The sequence below is a fragment of the Phaeobacter piscinae genome, from assembly GCF_002407245.1.
Taxonomy (GTDB): Bacteria; Pseudomonadota; Alphaproteobacteria; order Rhodobacterales; family Rhodobacteraceae; genus Phaeobacter; species Phaeobacter piscinae.
The window spans coordinates 1,382,527-1,399,742 of record NZ_CP010681.1 but is presented as its reverse complement, the minus strand read 5'-3'; the positions used below and the strand labels follow the sequence as shown (position 1 = coordinate 1,399,742).

The following is a 17,216-nucleotide window of genomic DNA, read 5'->3' as shown; positions in this document are numbered from 1 at the left end:
TATTAGGGTCTCAAACACTACAATTTGTGCAGTATTAACGTTACGCCGGAGCGCAGAGTATGATTACCCGCCTGTTACAAAAAATATCCATCCGTACCAAAATACTGACCATGATAGGGTTGCCCCTCCTAATCATTATCGGGATGTCCGGGGCGGTTTTATACTCGCTCAATAAGCGCGCCAGCTTTGATACATCACTAACGCGGGACATCATGCTGACGGTTGGAGATCTCGTCCATAATCTGCAGCTGGAGCGGGGGCTATCGGCGGCATTTCTGACCGGTGACTCATCTGCCGTACCACAGACACTAACCGAACAGCGGCAAAAAGCGCAGGATCTGCGCCTCCATATGCTTGAGGTAATCGAATCTGCGGATCTGTCACAGCTGCACGAAAACACCCGCGGCTTCGTCGAACTCGCCCACGATGAATTGGAAGCCTTGGACGGCATCCGCACCCAGATCGAAAACCGCAGCATCAGCGCGCCCGAAATGATCGATTTCTACACCGAGGTGAACATACATCTGCTGGAAACTGCTCTGGCGTTCGAGGTGCTGGTACCCGATACCGAACTGGCGGAACGCGCGATGGCCTTCACCTATTTTCAGATGGCTAAAGACGCCTATGGGATCCAGCGCACGATCGGTGCAGAGGGCTTTGCACACGGTTGGAGCGACATGCTGCGCTCCCGGATGACTGTATCGTATCTGCAATCAAAAGAGAGAATGCGGGTGTTCCGCGAGCTTTCAGACAGCAAAAGCGTGCATCTCTTCGACGACCGCGCAGAAGGCGAGGTTTATCAGAGCTTCGACAGGATCCGGGCGGCCGCTATCGACAACAATGCGCCGGAAACTCTAACCGCGCAGCAATGGGTCAAGCTCGCAACCGCGGCGATCGAGGTTGTCGTAGACGTCGAATCCGAGATCCGCAGAGAACTTCTGGCCGACTTCCAAACTTTTGACACCTACAACAAAAATGCCTTCTACTCGGCGCTGGTCGGCCTTTTGCTGGTGCTTGTGTTCATTGGCCTCAGCGCTACCTTGATAGCCCGGGACATCGCCGGCGGCGTGCGCATGGTCACCTCCGCCCTGGAGCGGATCAGCGCTGGTGAACTGGATGAAGATATCTCCGGTAAATCGCGCCGGGATGAGGTCGGCAGCATCGCACGTCAGGCTGAAATCCTACGTGGATACGCGGTCGAGAAGCGAGAGGCCGATGAGCAGCTCAATCGCGCGATGGCCGAGCAGAAACAGGTCTCCGACGCCATCGCCACGGCGCTGAATCAGCTTAGCAATAAAGTTCTGGTCTATCGTCTGGACGATAACTTTCCTGAGGAATTCAAGAAGCTTCAGATCGATTTTAATGATCTGGCCCAATCGCTTGAGGATGCCATGGGCACGGTGCGCAGCACTGCGCTCACGGTCGGGGATGACAGCCAGACCATCGCGGCGAATATGGATGACCTGTCCCGCCGAACGGAATCGCAAGCCGCTGCACTGGAGCGGTCGACGCAAGCGATGAACGAAATCACCACCAGTGTCGGCGAATCCGCCCGCAACGCCAAAGATGCCGAAACCATCGCAGGCACCACCCAGGACAAGGTCAACGATTGCGAAGACATCGTGCAGAAAACCGTGACCGCAATGGAGGAGATCCGAGCCTCCTCGGATGAGATCTCCCAGATCACCAAGGTGATCGAGGATATCGCCTTCCAGACCAATCTCCTTGCGCTCAACGCCGGGGTTGAGGCCGCCCGCGCCGGAGAAGCCGGACGTGGCTTTGCCGTTGTCGCCAGCGAAGTGCAGCGCCTGGCGCAGCGTTGCTCCGATGCGGTGTCGCAGATCGACGAGATCACCGCCCGCAGTTCGTCTCAGGTCAATACGGGCTCCACCCTTGTTGGCTCCGCCGGAACGGCAATGGCCGATGTCAGCACGCAGGTGAGCGCGATTTCCGAGCTGATCGTCTCCATCGCCAGGGGGTTGGATGCCCAGTCTTCACAGCTGAGCGAAGTCAATCACGCCGTCGGCGAGATGGAGCAGATGACCCAGACCAATGCCGCCATGACCGAGGAAACCACCGCCTCCGCCACCCAGCTGTTCCAGCAGGCGCGTGAGTTGAACACCATGATCGGCGCCTTCCAGCTGGACGGTCCCGCCACCTCCTCGACACCGGAAGAGATGGCGCACGATGCTGAGATGGCGGCACAGATGCAGGCCACCGGCGACGGCGCATCGGATGTTTCCAATGAGGGCAGTTTCGACACACCGGACGACGAATCCTGGGTGGCCTGAGCTCCTCTCTCCCCGATCACGACAAACGACAAAAGCCCTCGCGTTCTGCGGGGGCTTTTGTCATGTGACGGTCAATAAAGTGCACGCCTTGGCAGACCTTGGTCCTGTCGTTCTCTCGAACTGCGGGGACCGCTGCTGGGTAGGCGACTATTTCGCGGCCAATGCGTCCCGCAGTACATCCAGCACCGCCGCTTGCGGTACATCCCCGGTGACAAAGGCCTGACCGATGCCGCGTGCGAGGATAAAGCGCAGCTGACCGTCAACCACCTTCTTGTCCTGCCCCATCAGCGCCAGCAGCGCCTCGGCATCCGGCAACTCGCCTGGAATATCCGCAAGGTCGGTCTTCATGCCCATCGCCTTCAGATGGGCCCGCACGCGGCTTGGATCCTCCTGACTGCACAGCCCCAGCCGCGCCGACAGCTCAAACGCCAGCGCACAGCCGATCGCGACGCCCTCGCCATGCAACAGCCGGTCGCTATAACCCGTTGCCGCCTCCAGCGCATGGCAGAAGGTATGGCCAAGGTTCAACAGCGCACGGTCGCCCTGCTCGGTCTCATCGCGCACCACAATGTCGGCCTTCATCTGCACCGAGCGTGTCACCGCCTCGACCCGCGCTGCCATGTCACCCGCCGCTAGCGCCGGGCCTTGCGCCTCCAGCCAGTCAAAGAACTCCGCATCGCCAAGCAGCCCGTATTTCACCACCTCGCCATAGCCGGCCAGAAAATCGCGCGGGGTCAGCGTACCCAGCAGCGCTGTATCCGCCAGCACCAGCGAGGGCTGGTGAAAGGCGCCGATCAGGTTCTTGCCCTGCGGCGCATTGATGCCGGTCTTGCCGCCGACCGAGCTGTCCACCTGCGCCAGCAGCGACGTCGGGATCTGCACAAACCGCACCCCGCGCCGCAGCACTGCCGCCGCAAAGCCTGCAAGATCGCCAATCACACCACCGCCAAAGGCGAGGACAATATCGCCGCGCTCCACTTTCTGCGCCAGCAGCCATTCCACCGCGCGGCTGAACTGCGGCCAGGCCTTGGTGCTCTCCCCCGGCGGCAGCGCCAGCGCCGCCATCTCGATCCCGGCGGTCGCTAGGCCGGCGCGCAACCCCTCAAGGTGATGCGCCGCCACGGTTTCATCGGTCAGCACCGCCACCTTTGGACGGCGCAGCATCGGTTTCAGGCGTGCGCCCGCATCTGCCAGCAGATCCGGCCCGATCACCACATCATATGCGCGCGCTCCCAGCGCCACATGCACGCTGCGTTCCAGCATTGCCTGCTCCATCACACCCACTCCGTCACACCCACTCAAGCACATCCGGGCGGGCGCGCAGCGCCTCGACAACCCGGTTTACCATTTCATCAATCGACGCCTGCCCATCCGACCGCACCGTCAGATCCGCCTGCGCATAATAGGGTACCCGATCATGATAAAGCGCCGACAGCGTCGCATGGGGATCCTCAGTGCGCAGCAGCGGCCGGGTGTCGCGATGTTTCACCCGGTTCCACAGCACCTCAAGGTCGGCATTCAGCCAGATCGCAACACCGCGCTCCGAGATGATCTGACGGTTTTCCGCCGCCAGAAACGCGCCGCCGCCTGTAGACAGCACACCGCGTTCCTCATCCAGCAACCGCCGGATCACCTGACGCTCCTTCTGTCGAAAGAACGGCTCGCCATCGCGGGCAAAGATTTCGGGAATCGTGCGGTTGGCCGCGGCCTCGATTTCATGGTCACTGTCCAGAAACGGGGCCTTCAGACGGGCCGCCAGGGCACGGCCCACCGCCGTCTTCCCTGCCCCCATCATGCCCACCATCACGATGGTTTTTTTCAGCGCACCGGGCACCCGGCGGTCACCCGCGCCACTGAGTGTTTGCTCTTTTTCGCTCATTCTTCAGTGAATGACGTGATATTGCTAAAAAGGCCATATATAACTTGCACAAAAGCCAAAGAAGCAGTGAGCGGACACCCATGGGGCGATTGATCAAATACTTCCTTTATTTAGTTGTTCTGGCAGCGATCGGTCTGGTGATCTATGCCTATGTGGGACCGTGGTTCGGGGCGGATTTCGACGCCCCCACCGCAGAGGTCCGCAAACCGGTGGTTCTGAATGCCGACTAGACAGCGGCGTGGTGAGTCGGCTCTGGCGGCTCTGCTTGCGCGCAGCATCTCTGCCAGCGCAGCCCCACGGCCCAATCATCTGCTGAACCACGTGCTGGCGCTGGGGCTGGGCGTCGCGACATCCGGGTTTTCTGCGGCGGCCACCGCCCAGACGCCAGCCGCTCCTGCGGCCTCACCTGTGGCGCAATCCGGCCCGCCCGGCACGGCGACCAGCCGCAACACCCCCCGTGCGGGCAGCGGTACAGCCAAACCCGACGACCCGCTTGCCGCCATCGACTGGCTGGCCACACCGGCGCCCGACGCAGGGCTGCCGGGCACCGTCCTGCTGGAACCACCCGTCGCAGGCTCCGCCCGCCGCCCGGAGGTGACCGTCACCCCGCTGGCCAGCCTTGTGGCGCCCATCGGCCTTGTCAAACCAGCCTCCACCGGCCTGCCCGTCGATCTCTGGCGCGGCAGCAACGCCGAGGCGCTCGCCACGCTGCTGGCCTCCGTTCCCGTGCGGAAATCCCCCGCGATGCAGTCGCTAATGTTCACCTTGCTGCTGTCGGAGACCCGCCCACCGGTTGAGGGCGGCGAAACCCTGTTGCTGGCACGGCTTGACCGGCTGATGGATCTGGGCGCGCCGGACCCCGCACAGGCACTGGCCGAACAGGCGGGCCCCACCCGCAGCAAGGCACGATTCAAACGCTGGTTTGACGCCACCCTCTTGACCGGCGACGAGCAGCAGGCCTGCAGTGCGCTGCAGGATCGGCCCCATCTCGCGCCGGATTACGCCGCCCGGATCTTCTGCGCCGCCCGGCTTGGCGATTGGCCCACCGCCGTGCTGCTGCTGGAGGCCGCCCACGCGCTGGAGCTGGTGGACAGCCGCCAGCTTGACCTACTCGACCGGTTCCTGAACCCCGATGTGTTTGAGGATGCACCGCCGCTGCGCGCGCCAAAATCCCCGGACCCGCTAACCTTCCGCCTCTATGAAACCATCGGAGAGCGTCGCCCCACCAGCAACCTGCCGCGCGCCTTTGCGGCGGCGGATCTGCGCGACATCGCCGGCTGGAAGGCCCAGCTTGAGGCGGCAGAGCGGCTGACCCGGATCGGTGCGCTGAACCCCAATCACCTGCTCGGTCTTTATACCGAGCGCAGCCCCGCGGCCTCCGGCGGTATCTGGGACCGGGTTGCAGCACTGCAACGCTTTGAAACCGCACTGGAAACCGGCAGCGCCGAGGCGGTCAGCAAAACCCTGCCCAAGGTCTGGCGCGCCATGCAGACAGCACAGATCGAAGCCGCCTTTGCCGATCTCTTTGCCGATCAGCTGGCGCGCATCCCGCTGGAGGGTCAGGCGGCCAATCTGGCTTGGCGCATTCGCCTGCTCGCCCCAACCTATGAAACCGCCTCTCACAGCCCGCCCCCGTCGCCGGGACGCAGCGCCTTTGTTGCCGCCGTGGCGCAGGGGGTGCCCACACAGGAGTTGGCCCGGAACGGTGTCGAACAGGCCATCGCCGCCGCCTTTGCTGCCGACAGTGCCGCGCCGCGCAAATTGCAACGGCTGCTCGACAACGGCCAGCTGGGTGAGTCGATCCTGCGCGCGATGCAGCTCTTTGCACAAGGGGCGGACGGCAATCTCGGCGATCTGACCGATGCGCTGGCCACCTTCCGCGCTGTCGGGCTGGAGGACACCGCCCGCCGCGCCGCGCTTCAGCTGTTGTTGCTGGACCACCGTTGACGGTCCCAGGCATGACATGAAACACCCCCAGCCATGACCCCACCCATCGCCCAGCCAGCCAACGCCCCGCAGGATGATCTGCAATGGATCGCCACCTTTCTGGATGCGCAGGCCGCCGATCTTGGTGCGGCGCGCAACACGCTGCTGGCCTATGGTCGCGACCTGAAGGATGTGGCCAGTTGGCTTGCGCATAAAAACCGCGCCTTTGGCAGCGCCTCCCGCGATGATATCGAAGCCTATCTGATCGCCTGCGACGCCGAAGGGCTGGCGCGCGCCACCCGCGCCCGCCGCCTCTCCGCGATCAAACAGATCTACCGTTTCGCCTTCGACGAGGGCTGGCGCAGCGACAACCCCGCCATCCAGATCAAGGGACCGGGCCGCAAAAAGGCGCTGCCCAAAACGCTGGAAGTGATCGAGGTGGACCGGCTTCTGGATGCGGCGCGCCAATCCGGGCGCAGCACCGCCGACCGGCTGCGCAACACCTGCCTGATGGAGCTGCTCTATGCCACCGGTATGCGCGTGAGCGAACTGGTCGGCCTGCCCGTCGCCGCCGCGCGCGGCGATCCCCGTATGCTGCTGGTGCTGGGCAAGGGCGGCAAGGAACGGATGGTGCCGCTCTCTCCCCCCGCCCGCGACGCGCTGGCCGCCTGGCTCACCACGCGCGATGCCGCTGAGGAGGCCGCCGTGGGCAAAGGCGCCGCCCCTTCGCGCTTCCTGTTTCCCTCGCGTGGCAAATCCGGCCACCTAACTCGGCACCGCTTTTATCTGCTGATCAAGGAGTTTGCCGTCACTGGCGGCCTCCCGCCCGAGGCTGTCTCGCCCCACACCCTGCGCCACGCCTTTGCCACGCATCTGCTGACCAATGGCGCTGATCTGCGGGCCATTCAGGCGCTGCTGGGCCACGCTGATATTGCCACGACGGAGATTTACACCCATGTGCTGGACGCCCGCCTGAGTGAATTGGTGCTGGAACATCACCCGCTGGCGCGCAAAGACACCGGATCAGACACCCCCCCGCAGCCGGGCGACGACGACGCGACAGACTAATCATCCCCAATAATCGCCCCAAGGTGCGACAGCTCGGCACCTCCCCCTTGCGACAGCGCGGCAGGCACCCCATAACCATGGGGATCTCAACATTTCTTTCGGGACTCTGATGGACAGCACCACGACCTTTGTCGATTCCACCTTCTGGACCACCGCCGGCGCGATTGTCTTCCTGCTGGTGCTCTCCGGTTGCTTTTCCGGCTCTGAAACCGCGCTCACCGCCGCCTCGCGCGGCAAGCTGCGCAGCCAGGCCGACAAGGGCTCCAACGGCGCCAAACGCGCGCTTGCCATCACCGAGGATAGCGAACGGCTGATCGGCTCGATCCTCCTCGGCAACAACCTAGTGAATATCCTTGCCACCTCGCTCGCCACCGCGCTGTTCACCCGTGCCCTCGGCGAAAGCGGCGTGGCGCTGGCCACGCTGGTGATGACCCTTCTGGTCCTGATCTTTGCCGAAGTTCTGCCCAAGACCTACGCGATCTCCAATGCCGAAAAAGCTGCCGCCGCGGTTGCGCCTCCAATCGGCATTCTGGTGACTGTTCTGGCCCCGGTGGTGGGGGCTGTCCGCCTGCTGGTGCGCGGCGTCCTGCGCCTTTTCGGGGTGCGGATTGACCCCGACAGCCACATCATGGCCGTGCGCGAGGAAATCGCCGGCGCCCTGCATCTGGGCCACTCCGAAGGCGTGGTCGAGAAAGAAGACCGCGACCGCATTCTCGGCGCGCTTGATCTCTCCGACCGCTTTGTTGAGGAAATCATGCTGCACCGCTCCAACATCGAAATGGTCGATGCCAATCTGGACCCGCAGAAGATCCTCGAACAATGTCTGACCTCGCCCCACACCCGCCTGCCAGTGTTCAAGGATGAGCCGGAGAACATCATCGGCGTGCTCCATGCCAAGGATCTCCTGCGTGAGATGTATGCCCAGATCGGCGGCCCCGATGGCGATGCCTCCCTGCTGCGCAACTTCAACATCACCAGCGTGACCAAGCCGCCGTATTTCGTGCCGGAAACCACCACGCTGGATGATCAGATGCGCCAGTTCCTGCGCGCCCGCACCCATTTTGCGCTGGTTGTGGATGAATACGGCACCCTGCAGGGGCTGATCACGCTGGAGGACATTCTTGAAGAAATCGTCGGCGAGATCACCGATGAATTCGACCCGGATGAGGAAACCGTCGTCACCAAGACCAGCGATGGCAACTACCTCGTTGATGGCGCCACCACCATCCGCGACCTCAATCGCGCCACTGACTGGTCACTGCCCGATGATGAGGCCAATACAATTGCCGGTCTGGTCATCCATGAGGCCCAGACCATCCCCATCGTCGGACAGGTGTTCTCCTTTCACAACTTCCGCTTTGAGGTCACCGCCCGCGAGGGCAACCGCGTGACCGAGCTGAAAATCCGCCCGCTGCACTGATCCTGCCTCAGCGCCGGACAGATCAAAAGCCGCTGCCCCGCTGGGCGGCGGCCCTGTTGTATTTGCCTATCGCAGCGCGAATTCACCGCCAGAGCGCCCATTCCCGACCCTGCGTGTCGCAATTTTACTGGACTACTGAACACATCTGTCCAGAATGAAGCGAAATAGCCAGTGAGGGATGACAAGATGAAGACGACAACACGGGTAGCAGTGATCGGCGGCGGCGTTGTGGGTTGCTCGGTGCTCTATCACCTGACCAAGCTGGGCTGGTCCGATGTGATGCTGCTGGAACGCTCCGAACTCACCTCCGGCTCCACCTGGCACGCGGCAGGCGGCTTCCATACCCTCAATGGCGACACCAATATGGCCGCGCTACAGGGCTATACGATCAAGCTATACAAAGAGCTGGAAGAGATCACCGGCATGTCCTGTGGCCTCCACCACGTCGGCGGCGTCACCCTGGCTGAAACCCAGGAACGGTTCGATATGCTGAAGGCGGAGCGCGCCAAACACCGCTTCATGGGGCTGGAGACGGAAATCGTCTCCCCCGAGGAAATCAAGAAGATCGCCCCCGTGACCAATATCGACGGCATTGTCGGCGGATTGTACGACTCGCTCGACGGGCACCTCGACCCCTCCGGCACCACCCACGCCTATGCCAAGGCCGCGCGCATGGGTGGCGCCACCATTGAAACCCACTGCAAGGTGGTGGAGACCAACCAGCGCCCCGATGGCACCTGGGATGTGGTCACCGACAAGGGCACGATCCACGCCGAACACATCGTCAACGCCGGCGGGCTCTGGGCGCGCGAGGTGGGCGCCATGGCGGGCGTCTACTTCCCGCTGCACCCGATGGAACACCAGTATATCGTCACCGATGAGGTGCCGGAAATCGCCGGGATCATCGACGCAGGTGGTGAACACCCGCATGTGATGGATCCCGCCGGTGAAAGCTACCTCAGGCAAGAGGGCCGCGGCCTTTGCATCGGCTTTTACGAACAGCCCTGCAAACCCTGGGCCGTCGATGGCACGCCGTGGGAGTTCGGCCATGAACTTCTCCCCGATGATTTCGACAAGATCGAAGACAGCATCGCCTTTGCTTACAACCGCTTCCCGGCGCTGGAACGCGCAGGCGTCAAATCGGTGATCCATGGCCCCTTCACTTTTGCCCCCGATGGCAACCCGCTGGTCGGCCCGGTGCCGGGGATGCGCAACTACTGGTCCGCCTGCGCCGTCATGGCCGGCTTCAGTCAGGGCGGCGGCGTCGGGTTGATGCTGGCGCAATGGATGGTGGAGGGCGAATGCGAGCGCGACACATTCGCGATGGACACCGCCCGCTTTGGCGACTGGATCACGCCGGGCTACACGCGACCTAAGGTGATTGAAAACTACCAGAAACGCTTCTCCATCGCCTACCCGAACGAGGAGCTGCCCGCCGCCCGCCCGTTCCGCACCACGCCAATGTACGACATCTTCGATGGCATGGGCGCGGTCTGGGGCGCGCAATACGGGCTTGAAGTCCCGAACTACTTCGCGGAAGGCGACGAGCCGCGCTATGAGACCCCGTCCTTCCGCCGCTCCAACGCCTTTGACGCCACCGCGCGCGAGGTTAAGGCGGTGCGTGAGGCCGTCGGCATCAATGAGGTCCATAACTTCGGCAAATACCTGGTCAAGGGTGCGGGTGCCCGCCAATGGCTCGACCGCATCATGGCCGGCCGGGTGCCACAGCCGGGCCGCCTGTCGCTGACCCCGATGCTGTCCCCCAAGGGCCGGCTGATCGGCGACTTCACCATCTCCTGCCTCAGCGAAGAAGAGTTCCAGCTCACCGCCTCTTACGGCTCGCAGGCCTGCCACATGCGCTGGTTCCTGCAGAACCTGGACGACGGCGTCAGCCTTGAAAACATCTCTGACACCCGCAACGGCTTCCAGATCGCAGGCCCCAAAGCACGTGATGTGCTGCAGGCCTGCACCCGTCAGGATATCTCCGACCTGCGTTTCATGGATGTGCGCCGCATGACCGTGGGCATGGCCGACTGCATAGTGCAGCGGGTCAGCTATACCGGCGATCTGGGCTATGAAATCTACTGCGACCTGCCCTCGCAACGCGCGCTCTGGGATGCGCTCTGGACCGCAGGCCAGCCGCACGGCATGAAACCCTTTGGCATGCGCGCGATGATGTCGCTGCGCCTGGATAAATTCTTCGGCTCCTGGCTCAGTGAGTTTTCGCCCGATTACACCGCTGCGGAAACCGGCTTGGATCGCTTCATTTCCTTCAAGAAAGATGTCGATTTCATCGGTCGTGCCGCAGCGGAGGCCGAGCGCGACGCAGGCCCCGCCCGCAAGCTCTGCGCCTTTGAGGTGGCGGCCGAGGACGCCGATGTCACCGCCTATGAACCCATCTGGCACGATGGCGCTGTGGTCGGCTTCTGCACCTCCGGCGGCTATTCCCATCACGCGCAGAAATCCATCGCCCTCGCCCTGATCCCCCGCGATCTGGCGCAGGACGGGCTGGAGGTGGAAATCGAAATCCTCGGCAAACTGCGCGCCGCACGGCTGATTACCACGCCGCTGTTTGACGCCGATGGCGCCCGCATGCGCGGCTAATACCATAGGTGGGTCAGATGAGCTGACCCACCTCACCCCCTGTTGCGCGCCCCGCGCGCGCTGAGCTGCTGATAGCACGCAACACTTAGGGCATATATCGGCCCCAATGTTTCGCACGCGAAACATCCCGTCAGCCTCTCTGACCTATTACCGCCGCTTTTGCTGGACCCGCCCCCGCTTCTGGCTCAAAATATCCCCGCCGAAGGAATCCAACAGCCCAAGCAAACGCCGGGGAGGCGACAGATATGACCGCCATCGCCGCTCTCATCCTCGCTGCGGGAAGATCTTCCCGGATGCGGGGGCGCGACAAGCTGCTGGAGCCGGTTGACGGCACCCCGCTTCTGGCCCGGATCTGCGCAGCGGCAACGCAGAGCGCAGCGACGACCTATGTCACCCTGCCAACCCCCGACCACCCCCGCGCCGCAGTGATCCGCGACCACTGCCAAGGGGCCAGACCTGTCTATGTGCCAAACGCAGAAGAGGGCATGGCCGCCTCCATCCGCGCAGGCATTGGTGCGCTCTCTCGGGCTTACGATGCGGTGATGATCCTGCCGGCGGATATGCCGGAGCTGACGGCCAAAGACCTCGCGCAGGTGGTGGCGCAGGCCAGCAGCACTCCGGATCAGATCCTGCGCGCCACCGGTGCCGACGGGACATTTGGTCACCCGGTGGTGTTCCCGCGCCGACACTTCACCGCACTCAGCCAGTTGACCGGCGATCAGGGCGCGCGCGCAATCTTAAAGGCGGCACAGCATCAGGGGGAGATCATCCGCCCGGTCCCCTTGCCCGCGTCCCATGCGCTCACCGATCTGGACACGCCAGAGGCCTGGGCCGCCTGGCGTCAGGCCCGCAAGTCAACGTCGACAGAATAACAAGATCCGCCTCAGTGGATGAACCACTGCACCCCGTCTTTGCCACCGCGCGGAGATCCAACCGCCGATGTTGCCATGGCGGATGGCTGCGCCTGCAACTCGGGAAACAGCATCAGCACCTCTTCCCGCTGGGCCCGGTCCAATCCGCGCTGGGATTGATCGGCCGGCTGAAAGCATTCGATCCACGCCCCGTCCGCACAAACCACCTCATGGCCCGCACAGACAAAATGGATGTAATCGATAGACGACGTCTCCACCGCATCCACCCCGGACAATCCGGTCAGATGTTTCGCCGCGACCAGAATTTCGCGGCCCTCAAAATAGAAGGCCGTCTTGTCATTGGTGATCAGCACGCGGTGGTTGGGGCTGAGCAGCAGATCCCGCTCCGGCATTCCATTGCCAAGCGCCCCCTCCGCAACCAGAACCGGCTGCAAATGCGCCGCCCCCTGCAAGGCCGCGCGGTCCAGCTGCCGCTGCCCGATCCAGCGAATGGGCTGCAGACCATTGTCGCGGGTCATCACCCGGTCGCCGACGCTCAGATCCTCGACGGCGCAGGCCCCATAGGGGGTTGCAATGGTTGTTCCGGGCGTGAAGCAGGGCACGTTGCAGTCTCCGTTCCAAAGCTGCCTCCACCGGTCGCAAACCTCGTGCAACCGGCCATTGGCCTGCTTTGGTGTCATTAAATCGAACCGCATCTGTCGGCACGGCGTAGAAGAGAGCGCCACGCATTCTGTGGCAGCATTAAAGGTATCCTACGCAGCGCCCTGCGCCCAAAAAAGAACAAAATCTTAATCAGCATCCCGTCGCCGACCAGCCCCAAGCGGGACATGCAGTTCTCTGAGGCGCGCGCGGGCGTGATTGTTTCCGCGCGAAGGTTGCGTTGGCCCTGATCCGGCCCAAATCCGCCACGCGGGCCTCCAAACCACCGCCCGTTGTTGCGTCAATGCGAACAATTGAGCGCCAGCTGTTCCGACAGATCACCTCGGACGGTTTGCGCAGCCCGTCAGGATGGACCTGAGGTTGTCCCGCGACGCGCAACAATATGGAAAATTTAAGGCAACTTGTCGTGAACCACGCCAAAGGTTCCGATTCGCGGCCCACGGCACGTTTCGCACCCACCGCGAAGCTACCGCAAGGTCAACTCAGCCCCGCGTTTGCGAAACGCGGCATAGCCTGCCTCATAGCTGTCGCGCAGCTGCGGATCAGGCGGGACGGTCATCGCACGCTCCGGTGCGGTCAACACCTCGGCCGGGTCCTCGCCGGTAACGGCCAGTCGCGCCAGCCGGGCCGCGCCTAGGGCCGCGCCAAATTCTCCATCCTTGGGCAATTGCAGCGGCAGGTTGAGAATCGTGGCCAGCAGCTTGACCCAATAGGCGGATTTGCTGCCGCCGCCGATCACCAGGCAACTGTCAAGTTGCGCACCGGTCTTGCGCAACGCCTCCAGACAGTCCCGCAGACCGTAGGAGACCCCTTCCATCACTGCGCGCGCCAGATCCTCAGCCGTGGTGGCGATGGACAGCCCGTCAAACCCGCCACGCAGGTTGGCCGAGTTATGCGGCGTCCGCTCACCTGAGAGATAGGGCATGAATGTCACCTCCCCCGGTGGCCGCAGCTGATCGCCAAGGCCTGCCGTCAGATCGGCAGGGCTGCGCCCGGTGATACGGCCCAGCCAATTCAGGCAATCGGTCGCCGACAGCATAACACCCATCTGATACCAGCGCTCCGGGATTGCATGGCAGAAGGTATGCACAGCCGTGGCCGGATCGGGATGAAACCCGTCGCGCGCCGTCAGCACCACACCAGAGGTGCCAAGCGAGACAAACCCCTGCCCCGCGGTCATCACGCCGGTGCCGCAGGCCGCAGCGGCATTGTCACCTGCGCCCCCTGCAATTGTAACAGGCCCGGTCAGCCCCCAGCGAGAGGCCAGTTCAGGACGCAAGCGACCCGCCGCCGCGCAGCCCTCGACCAGATCCGGCATCTGATCGCGCCGCATCTGTCCGGCCTCCAGCAGATGGTCGGACCAGTCCCGCGCGCCGACATCCAGCCAGGACGTGCCGGCACTGTCGGACATATCCGCGACATGCCGCCCGGTCAGATGCAGGTTGAGGTAAGCCGCAGGCAGAAGAACCTTGGCGGTTCTGGCAAAGATCTCCGGCTCGTGGCGCTGCACCCACAGGAGCTTTGGCGCGGTGAAACCGGGGAAGACGATATTGCCGCTGAGATCACGGACCTGAGCTGTTTCGTCCAGTTCCGCCGCCTCCGCCGCCGAACGGGTGTCATTCCACAGGATGCAAGGCCGCAGCACCTGATCGCCGCTATCCAGCAACACCGCACCATGCATGTGACCTGCGACCGCAATCCCGCGAATATCGCTGTATCCGGGACTGCCCTGCAACTGCGCCATCGCCTGATCCAGCGCGGTGATCCAGGTGCCGGGATCCTGCTCCGACCAACCGGGATGGGGGGTCTGCACATCATACTGCGCCTCTGCCGAGGCAACGGGCCTGCCCGTGTCATCCGTCAGCAGGGCGCGCAGCCCCGATGTGCCTAGATCAATGCCAAGATACATATCTGTCCCCTCTCCCGATTACGCCGTGGTCTTGTCGCCTCAGACGAAGCGGTTGACCAGCGCCTCCAGCTGTTCCTGACGGCCAGAAACCGGCTGCGGATTAAGCGCCTTGGCCTCAGCCTGATCGGCGATGGCGTCCAGCGTGGCCCCCTCCGCCAGATAGGCCTGCGCCTCGGGGCTGTTCCAACCGGCATAACGATCCCGGCGCTTGGCCTCGAGACTGTCGCTTTCCAGCATGGCCGCAGCTGCGCGCAAGCCGCGCGCACAGACATCCATCGCGCCCACATGGGCGGCGATCAGATCCTCGGCATCCAGTGACTGACGGCGCAGTTTGGCGTCGAAATTGGTGCCGCCAGTTGTCAGCCCGCCACCGCGCAGGATTTCGTAATAGGCCAGCGCCACCTCCGGCACATTGTTGGGAAACTGATCGGTGTCCCAGCCAGACTGATAGTCATTGCGGTTCATGTCGATGGAGCCAAAGATCCCCAGCGCATTGGCCATGGCGATCTCATGTTCAAAGCTGTGCCCGGCGAGGATGGCATGGCCCTGTTCGATATTGACCTTCACCTCCTCCTCAAGCCCAAAGCGTTTGAGGAAGCCATAAACAGTGGCAACGTCGTAGTCATATTGGTGCTTGGTCGGCTCCTGCGGTTTGGGTTCGATCAGGATCGCGCCTTTGAAGCCGATCTTGTGTTTGTACTCCACCACCATCGACAGGAAGCGGCCCATCTGCTCCAGCTCACGCGTGAGATCGGTGTTGAGCAGGGTTTCATACCCCTCGCGCCCACCCCAGAGGACATAGTTCTCACCACCCAGACGATGGGTCAGATCCATGCAGGCGCGCACTGTGGAAGCGCAATAGGCAAAGACATCCGGGTCCGGGTTGGTGCTGGCGCCGGACATATAGCGGCGATTGGAGAACATATTGGCGGTCCCCCATAAAAGTTTCGGGCCGCCATCGGCCATCTTCTGTTCCAGCACGTCGCCCATGGTGTTGAGGCGTTTGTGGCTTTCGGCGAGGCTGTCGCCCTCTGGCCGGATATCGTGGTCATGAAAACAGTAATACGGCACGCCAAGGATGCGGAACATGTCAAAGGCGGCATCGGCCTTCATACGCGCCAGATCCATGGTGTCGGCGGGGAACCACGGGCGCTGAAACGTCTGGCCGCCAAAGGGGTCGTTCCCCTCCCACACAAAATTATGCCAGTAGCAAACGGCAAAGCGCAGGTGGTCCTCCATCCGCTTGCCCATGATCATTTCATCGGGATTGTAGTGGCGATAGGCCAGCCCGTCGCTTTCCGGGTTATAGGTGATTGCCGCGATGTCGTCGAAATAGCCAGCCATGGTCAGGCCCCTTCTTCTGGCCCGACCGCAGACTGCGGGGGCATGTTGTGTTTGAAATGAACGGCCGGGGTGATTTGCCCCGCCAATGGATCAACCGGCTGCCCGTCACTGAGGGCGACAAGCGCGGCCAGGGCGGCAGTGATTTCCTGCGCCGGTTTCTGATCAATCACCGCATCAATGAGCCCCTGCGCCACCGCATCGCGGGTGGCCGCGCAGAGTTCGTGGCTGATCACCACCGGCTTGTCGCCTGACTGTGTCGTCGCAAGCGCCGAAATCAGACCCGGAATACCCGCCCCCAGATTGTAAATGCCGGTAATATCGGGGTTGGCACGCAGCGCGTGGCGCAAGGCCTGTTCAAGGATCTCCGGATCATCGCCAGTTTCCAGCGGCGGCAGGATGCGCAGATCTGCGGCCACCACATCACAAAAGCCCGCATAGCGGTCGGCGTGATCGCGGGCGTTGAGACTGCCGGTGATGGGTAGGATCTGACCCTGAGGGGCTGCACCACCGCGATGGGCCAGTCGCATCAGATCACCAGCGGTGCGCCCGGCCCTGCGGTTATCAATGCCAATATAGGTATCGCGGGTCTGCGGCGCGCTGTCGGCAACCAATGTCACCACGGCCATTCCCTGCGCCCGCAGCCGGGTCAGCGCGGCTTCAACGTCCGGATCCTCAACCGCGACGAGGCAGACACCATCGTAGCCTTCTGCGGCGCAGCCTTCTATCGCGCGGGTCAGCGCTGCGGCGTCGAAGGGCGGCACGCGGGTTATCGTGATCTGCTGGCGGGCCTGAGAGCGAGCGGCCACCTCCTGCTCCAGATCAGCGTGCAGCGCGGCAAAGAACCCCTCCCGCGCCGCAGGCAGCAACACCGCAAAGCGGTACTGACGGCGGCGCGACAGATTGGCGGCGGTGATGTCGCGCTGGTAGCCCAGATCGGCAATCGCCGCGCGCACCCGGTCCTGAGATTTTTTGGCCACGCCACCCCGATTGTTCAGCACCCGGTCCGCCGTCGCATAGCTGACCCCCGCCGCAGCCGCGACATCATGTAATGTGGGTTTTCCCATCCTTGCGGCGCCTCTGCGTTCGTGAGTTTTGATAGACGTATATCATTTCTTGATAGACGTCTATCATTTTGTCACACAGGTATTGGCCACCCTGATGTGACGGGTGGCATGACGGATCGCAGATCAACGGTGAAAACGCAAAAAGCCACCACATGCGGTGGCGGCTGTCATAAAATCAT

13 protein-coding genes are annotated in these 17,216 nt (G+C 62.9%); 7 read left to right on the top strand and 6 right to left on the bottom strand.

Features of this window, described 5'->3' with window-relative positions:
* Positions 1-212 precede the first annotated feature (212 nt).
* Positions 213-2,291, top strand: coding sequence for a methyl-accepting chemotaxis protein (locus tag phaeop14_RS06545; protein ID WP_244905814.1), 2,079 nt, complete (start codon positions 213-215; stop codon positions 2,289-2,291).
* 147 nt (positions 2,292-2,438) lie between these two features.
* Here the strand turns inward: phaeop14_RS06545 and aroB are convergent, their stop codons facing one another.
* Positions 2,439-3,554, bottom strand: a complete 1,116-nt coding sequence (gene aroB / locus phaeop14_RS06540; protein WP_420874967.1) for a 3-dehydroquinate synthase — start codon at positions 3,552-3,554, stop codon at positions 2,439-2,441.
* A gap of 25 nt (positions 3,555-3,579) precedes the next feature.
* Positions 3,580-4,170, bottom strand: a complete 591-nt coding sequence (locus tag phaeop14_RS06535; protein ID WP_096789079.1) for a shikimate kinase — start codon at positions 4,168-4,170, stop codon at positions 3,580-3,582.
* A gap of 80 nt (positions 4,171-4,250) precedes the next feature.
* Here phaeop14_RS06535 and phaeop14_RS19735 point away from each other — a divergent pair, with 80 nt between their 5' ends.
* The 6 genes from phaeop14_RS19735 to phaeop14_RS06510 all read left to right on the top strand — a co-directional run bounded on the left by phaeop14_RS19735 (position 4,251) and on the right by phaeop14_RS06510 (position 12,060).
* Positions 4,251-4,400 (top strand): hypothetical protein, encoded by a 150-nt coding sequence (locus phaeop14_RS19735; RefSeq protein ID WP_014874523.1) that lies wholly within the window; start codon positions 4,251-4,253, stop codon positions 4,398-4,400.
* Entirely contained in the window at positions 4,390-6,117 is a 1,728-nt protein-coding gene (locus phaeop14_RS06530; protein WP_096789078.1) for a hypothetical protein, read from the top strand. The genes phaeop14_RS19735 and phaeop14_RS06530 overlap by 11 nt, the downstream gene beginning before the upstream one ends.
* A gap of 33 nt (positions 6,118-6,150) precedes the next feature.
* Complete coding sequence (locus phaeop14_RS06525; protein WP_096789077.1) at positions 6,151-7,164, top strand: site-specific tyrosine recombinase XerD; 1,014 nt, start codon at positions 6,151-6,153, stop codon at positions 7,162-7,164.
* A gap of 109 nt (positions 7,165-7,273) precedes the next feature.
* Complete coding sequence (locus phaeop14_RS06520; protein WP_040168899.1) at positions 7,274-8,584, top strand: HlyC/CorC family transporter; 1,311 nt, start codon at positions 7,274-7,276, stop codon at positions 8,582-8,584.
* A 186-nt stretch (positions 8,585-8,770) separates the two neighbouring features.
* Complete coding sequence (locus phaeop14_RS06515) at positions 8,771-11,188, top strand: GcvT family protein (protein ID WP_096789076.1); 2,418 nt, start codon at positions 8,771-8,773, stop codon at positions 11,186-11,188.
* 245 nt (positions 11,189-11,433) lie between these two features.
* The gene (locus phaeop14_RS06510; RefSeq protein WP_096789075.1) at positions 11,434-12,060 is read left to right on the top strand and encodes a nucleotidyltransferase family protein; all 627 of its coding nucleotides are present in this window, start codon (positions 11,434-11,436) and stop codon (positions 12,058-12,060) included.
* A gap of 11 nt (positions 12,061-12,071) precedes the next feature.
* Here phaeop14_RS06510 and phaeop14_RS06505 read toward each other — a convergent pair whose 3' ends face one another.
* From phaeop14_RS06505 to phaeop14_RS06490, 4 genes are all read right to left on the bottom strand, one after another.
* Positions 12,072-12,662 (bottom strand): Hint domain-containing protein, encoded by a 591-nt coding sequence (locus phaeop14_RS06505; RefSeq protein WP_102897071.1) that lies wholly within the window; start codon positions 12,660-12,662, stop codon positions 12,072-12,074.
* A gap of 524 nt (positions 12,663-13,186) precedes the next feature.
* Complete coding sequence (xylB, locus tag phaeop14_RS06500) at positions 13,187-14,629, bottom strand: xylulokinase (protein ID WP_096789073.1); 1,443 nt, start codon at positions 14,627-14,629, stop codon at positions 13,187-13,189.
* Positions 14,630-14,668: 39 nt separating this feature from the next.
* Positions 14,669-15,973, bottom strand: a complete 1,305-nt coding sequence (gene xylA, locus phaeop14_RS06495; RefSeq protein WP_096789072.1) for a xylose isomerase — start codon at positions 15,971-15,973, stop codon at positions 14,669-14,671.
* Positions 15,974-15,975: 2 nt separating this feature from the next.
* Positions 15,976-17,037, bottom strand: a complete 1,062-nt coding sequence (locus phaeop14_RS06490) for a LacI family DNA-binding transcriptional regulator (RefSeq protein ID WP_096789071.1) — start codon at positions 17,035-17,037, stop codon at positions 15,976-15,978.
* Positions 17,038-17,216: the final 179 nt, after the last annotated feature.

Coding starts and splice junctions, on each gene's coding strand:
- phaeop14_RS06545 (WP_244905814.1), top strand. CDS start 213: ATGCTGACGGTTGGAGATCTCGTCCATAATCTGCAGCTGGAGCGGGGG.
- aroB (WP_420874967.1), bottom strand. CDS start 3,554: ATGCTGGAACGCAGCGTGCATGTGGCGCTGGGAGCGCGCGCATATGAT.
- phaeop14_RS06535 (WP_096789079.1), bottom strand. CDS start 4,170: ATGAGCGAAAAAGAGCAAACACTCAGTGGCGCGGGTGACCGCCGGGTG.
- phaeop14_RS19735 (WP_014874523.1), top strand. CDS start 4,251: ATGGGGCGATTGATCAAATACTTCCTTTATTTAGTTGTTCTGGCAGCG.
- phaeop14_RS06530 (WP_096789078.1), top strand. CDS start 4,390: ATGCCGACTAGACAGCGGCGTGGTGAGTCGGCTCTGGCGGCTCTGCTT.
- phaeop14_RS06525 (WP_096789077.1), top strand. CDS start 6,151: ATGACCCCACCCATCGCCCAGCCAGCCAACGCCCCGCAGGATGATCTG.
- phaeop14_RS06520 (WP_040168899.1), top strand. CDS start 7,274: ATGGACAGCACCACGACCTTTGTCGATTCCACCTTCTGGACCACCGCC.
- phaeop14_RS06515 (WP_096789076.1), top strand. CDS start 8,771: ATGAAGACGACAACACGGGTAGCAGTGATCGGCGGCGGCGTTGTGGGT.
- phaeop14_RS06510 (WP_096789075.1), top strand. CDS start 11,434: ATGACCGCCATCGCCGCTCTCATCCTCGCTGCGGGAAGATCTTCCCGG.
- xylB (WP_096789073.1), bottom strand. CDS start 14,629: ATGTATCTTGGCATTGATCTAGGCACATCGGGGCTGCGCGCCCTGCTG.
- xylA (WP_096789072.1), bottom strand. CDS start 15,973: ATGGCTGGCTATTTCGACGACATCGCGGCAATCACCTATAACCCGGAA.
- phaeop14_RS06490 (WP_096789071.1), bottom strand. CDS start 17,037: ATGGGAAAACCCACATTACATGATGTCGCGGCTGCGGCGGGGGTCAGC.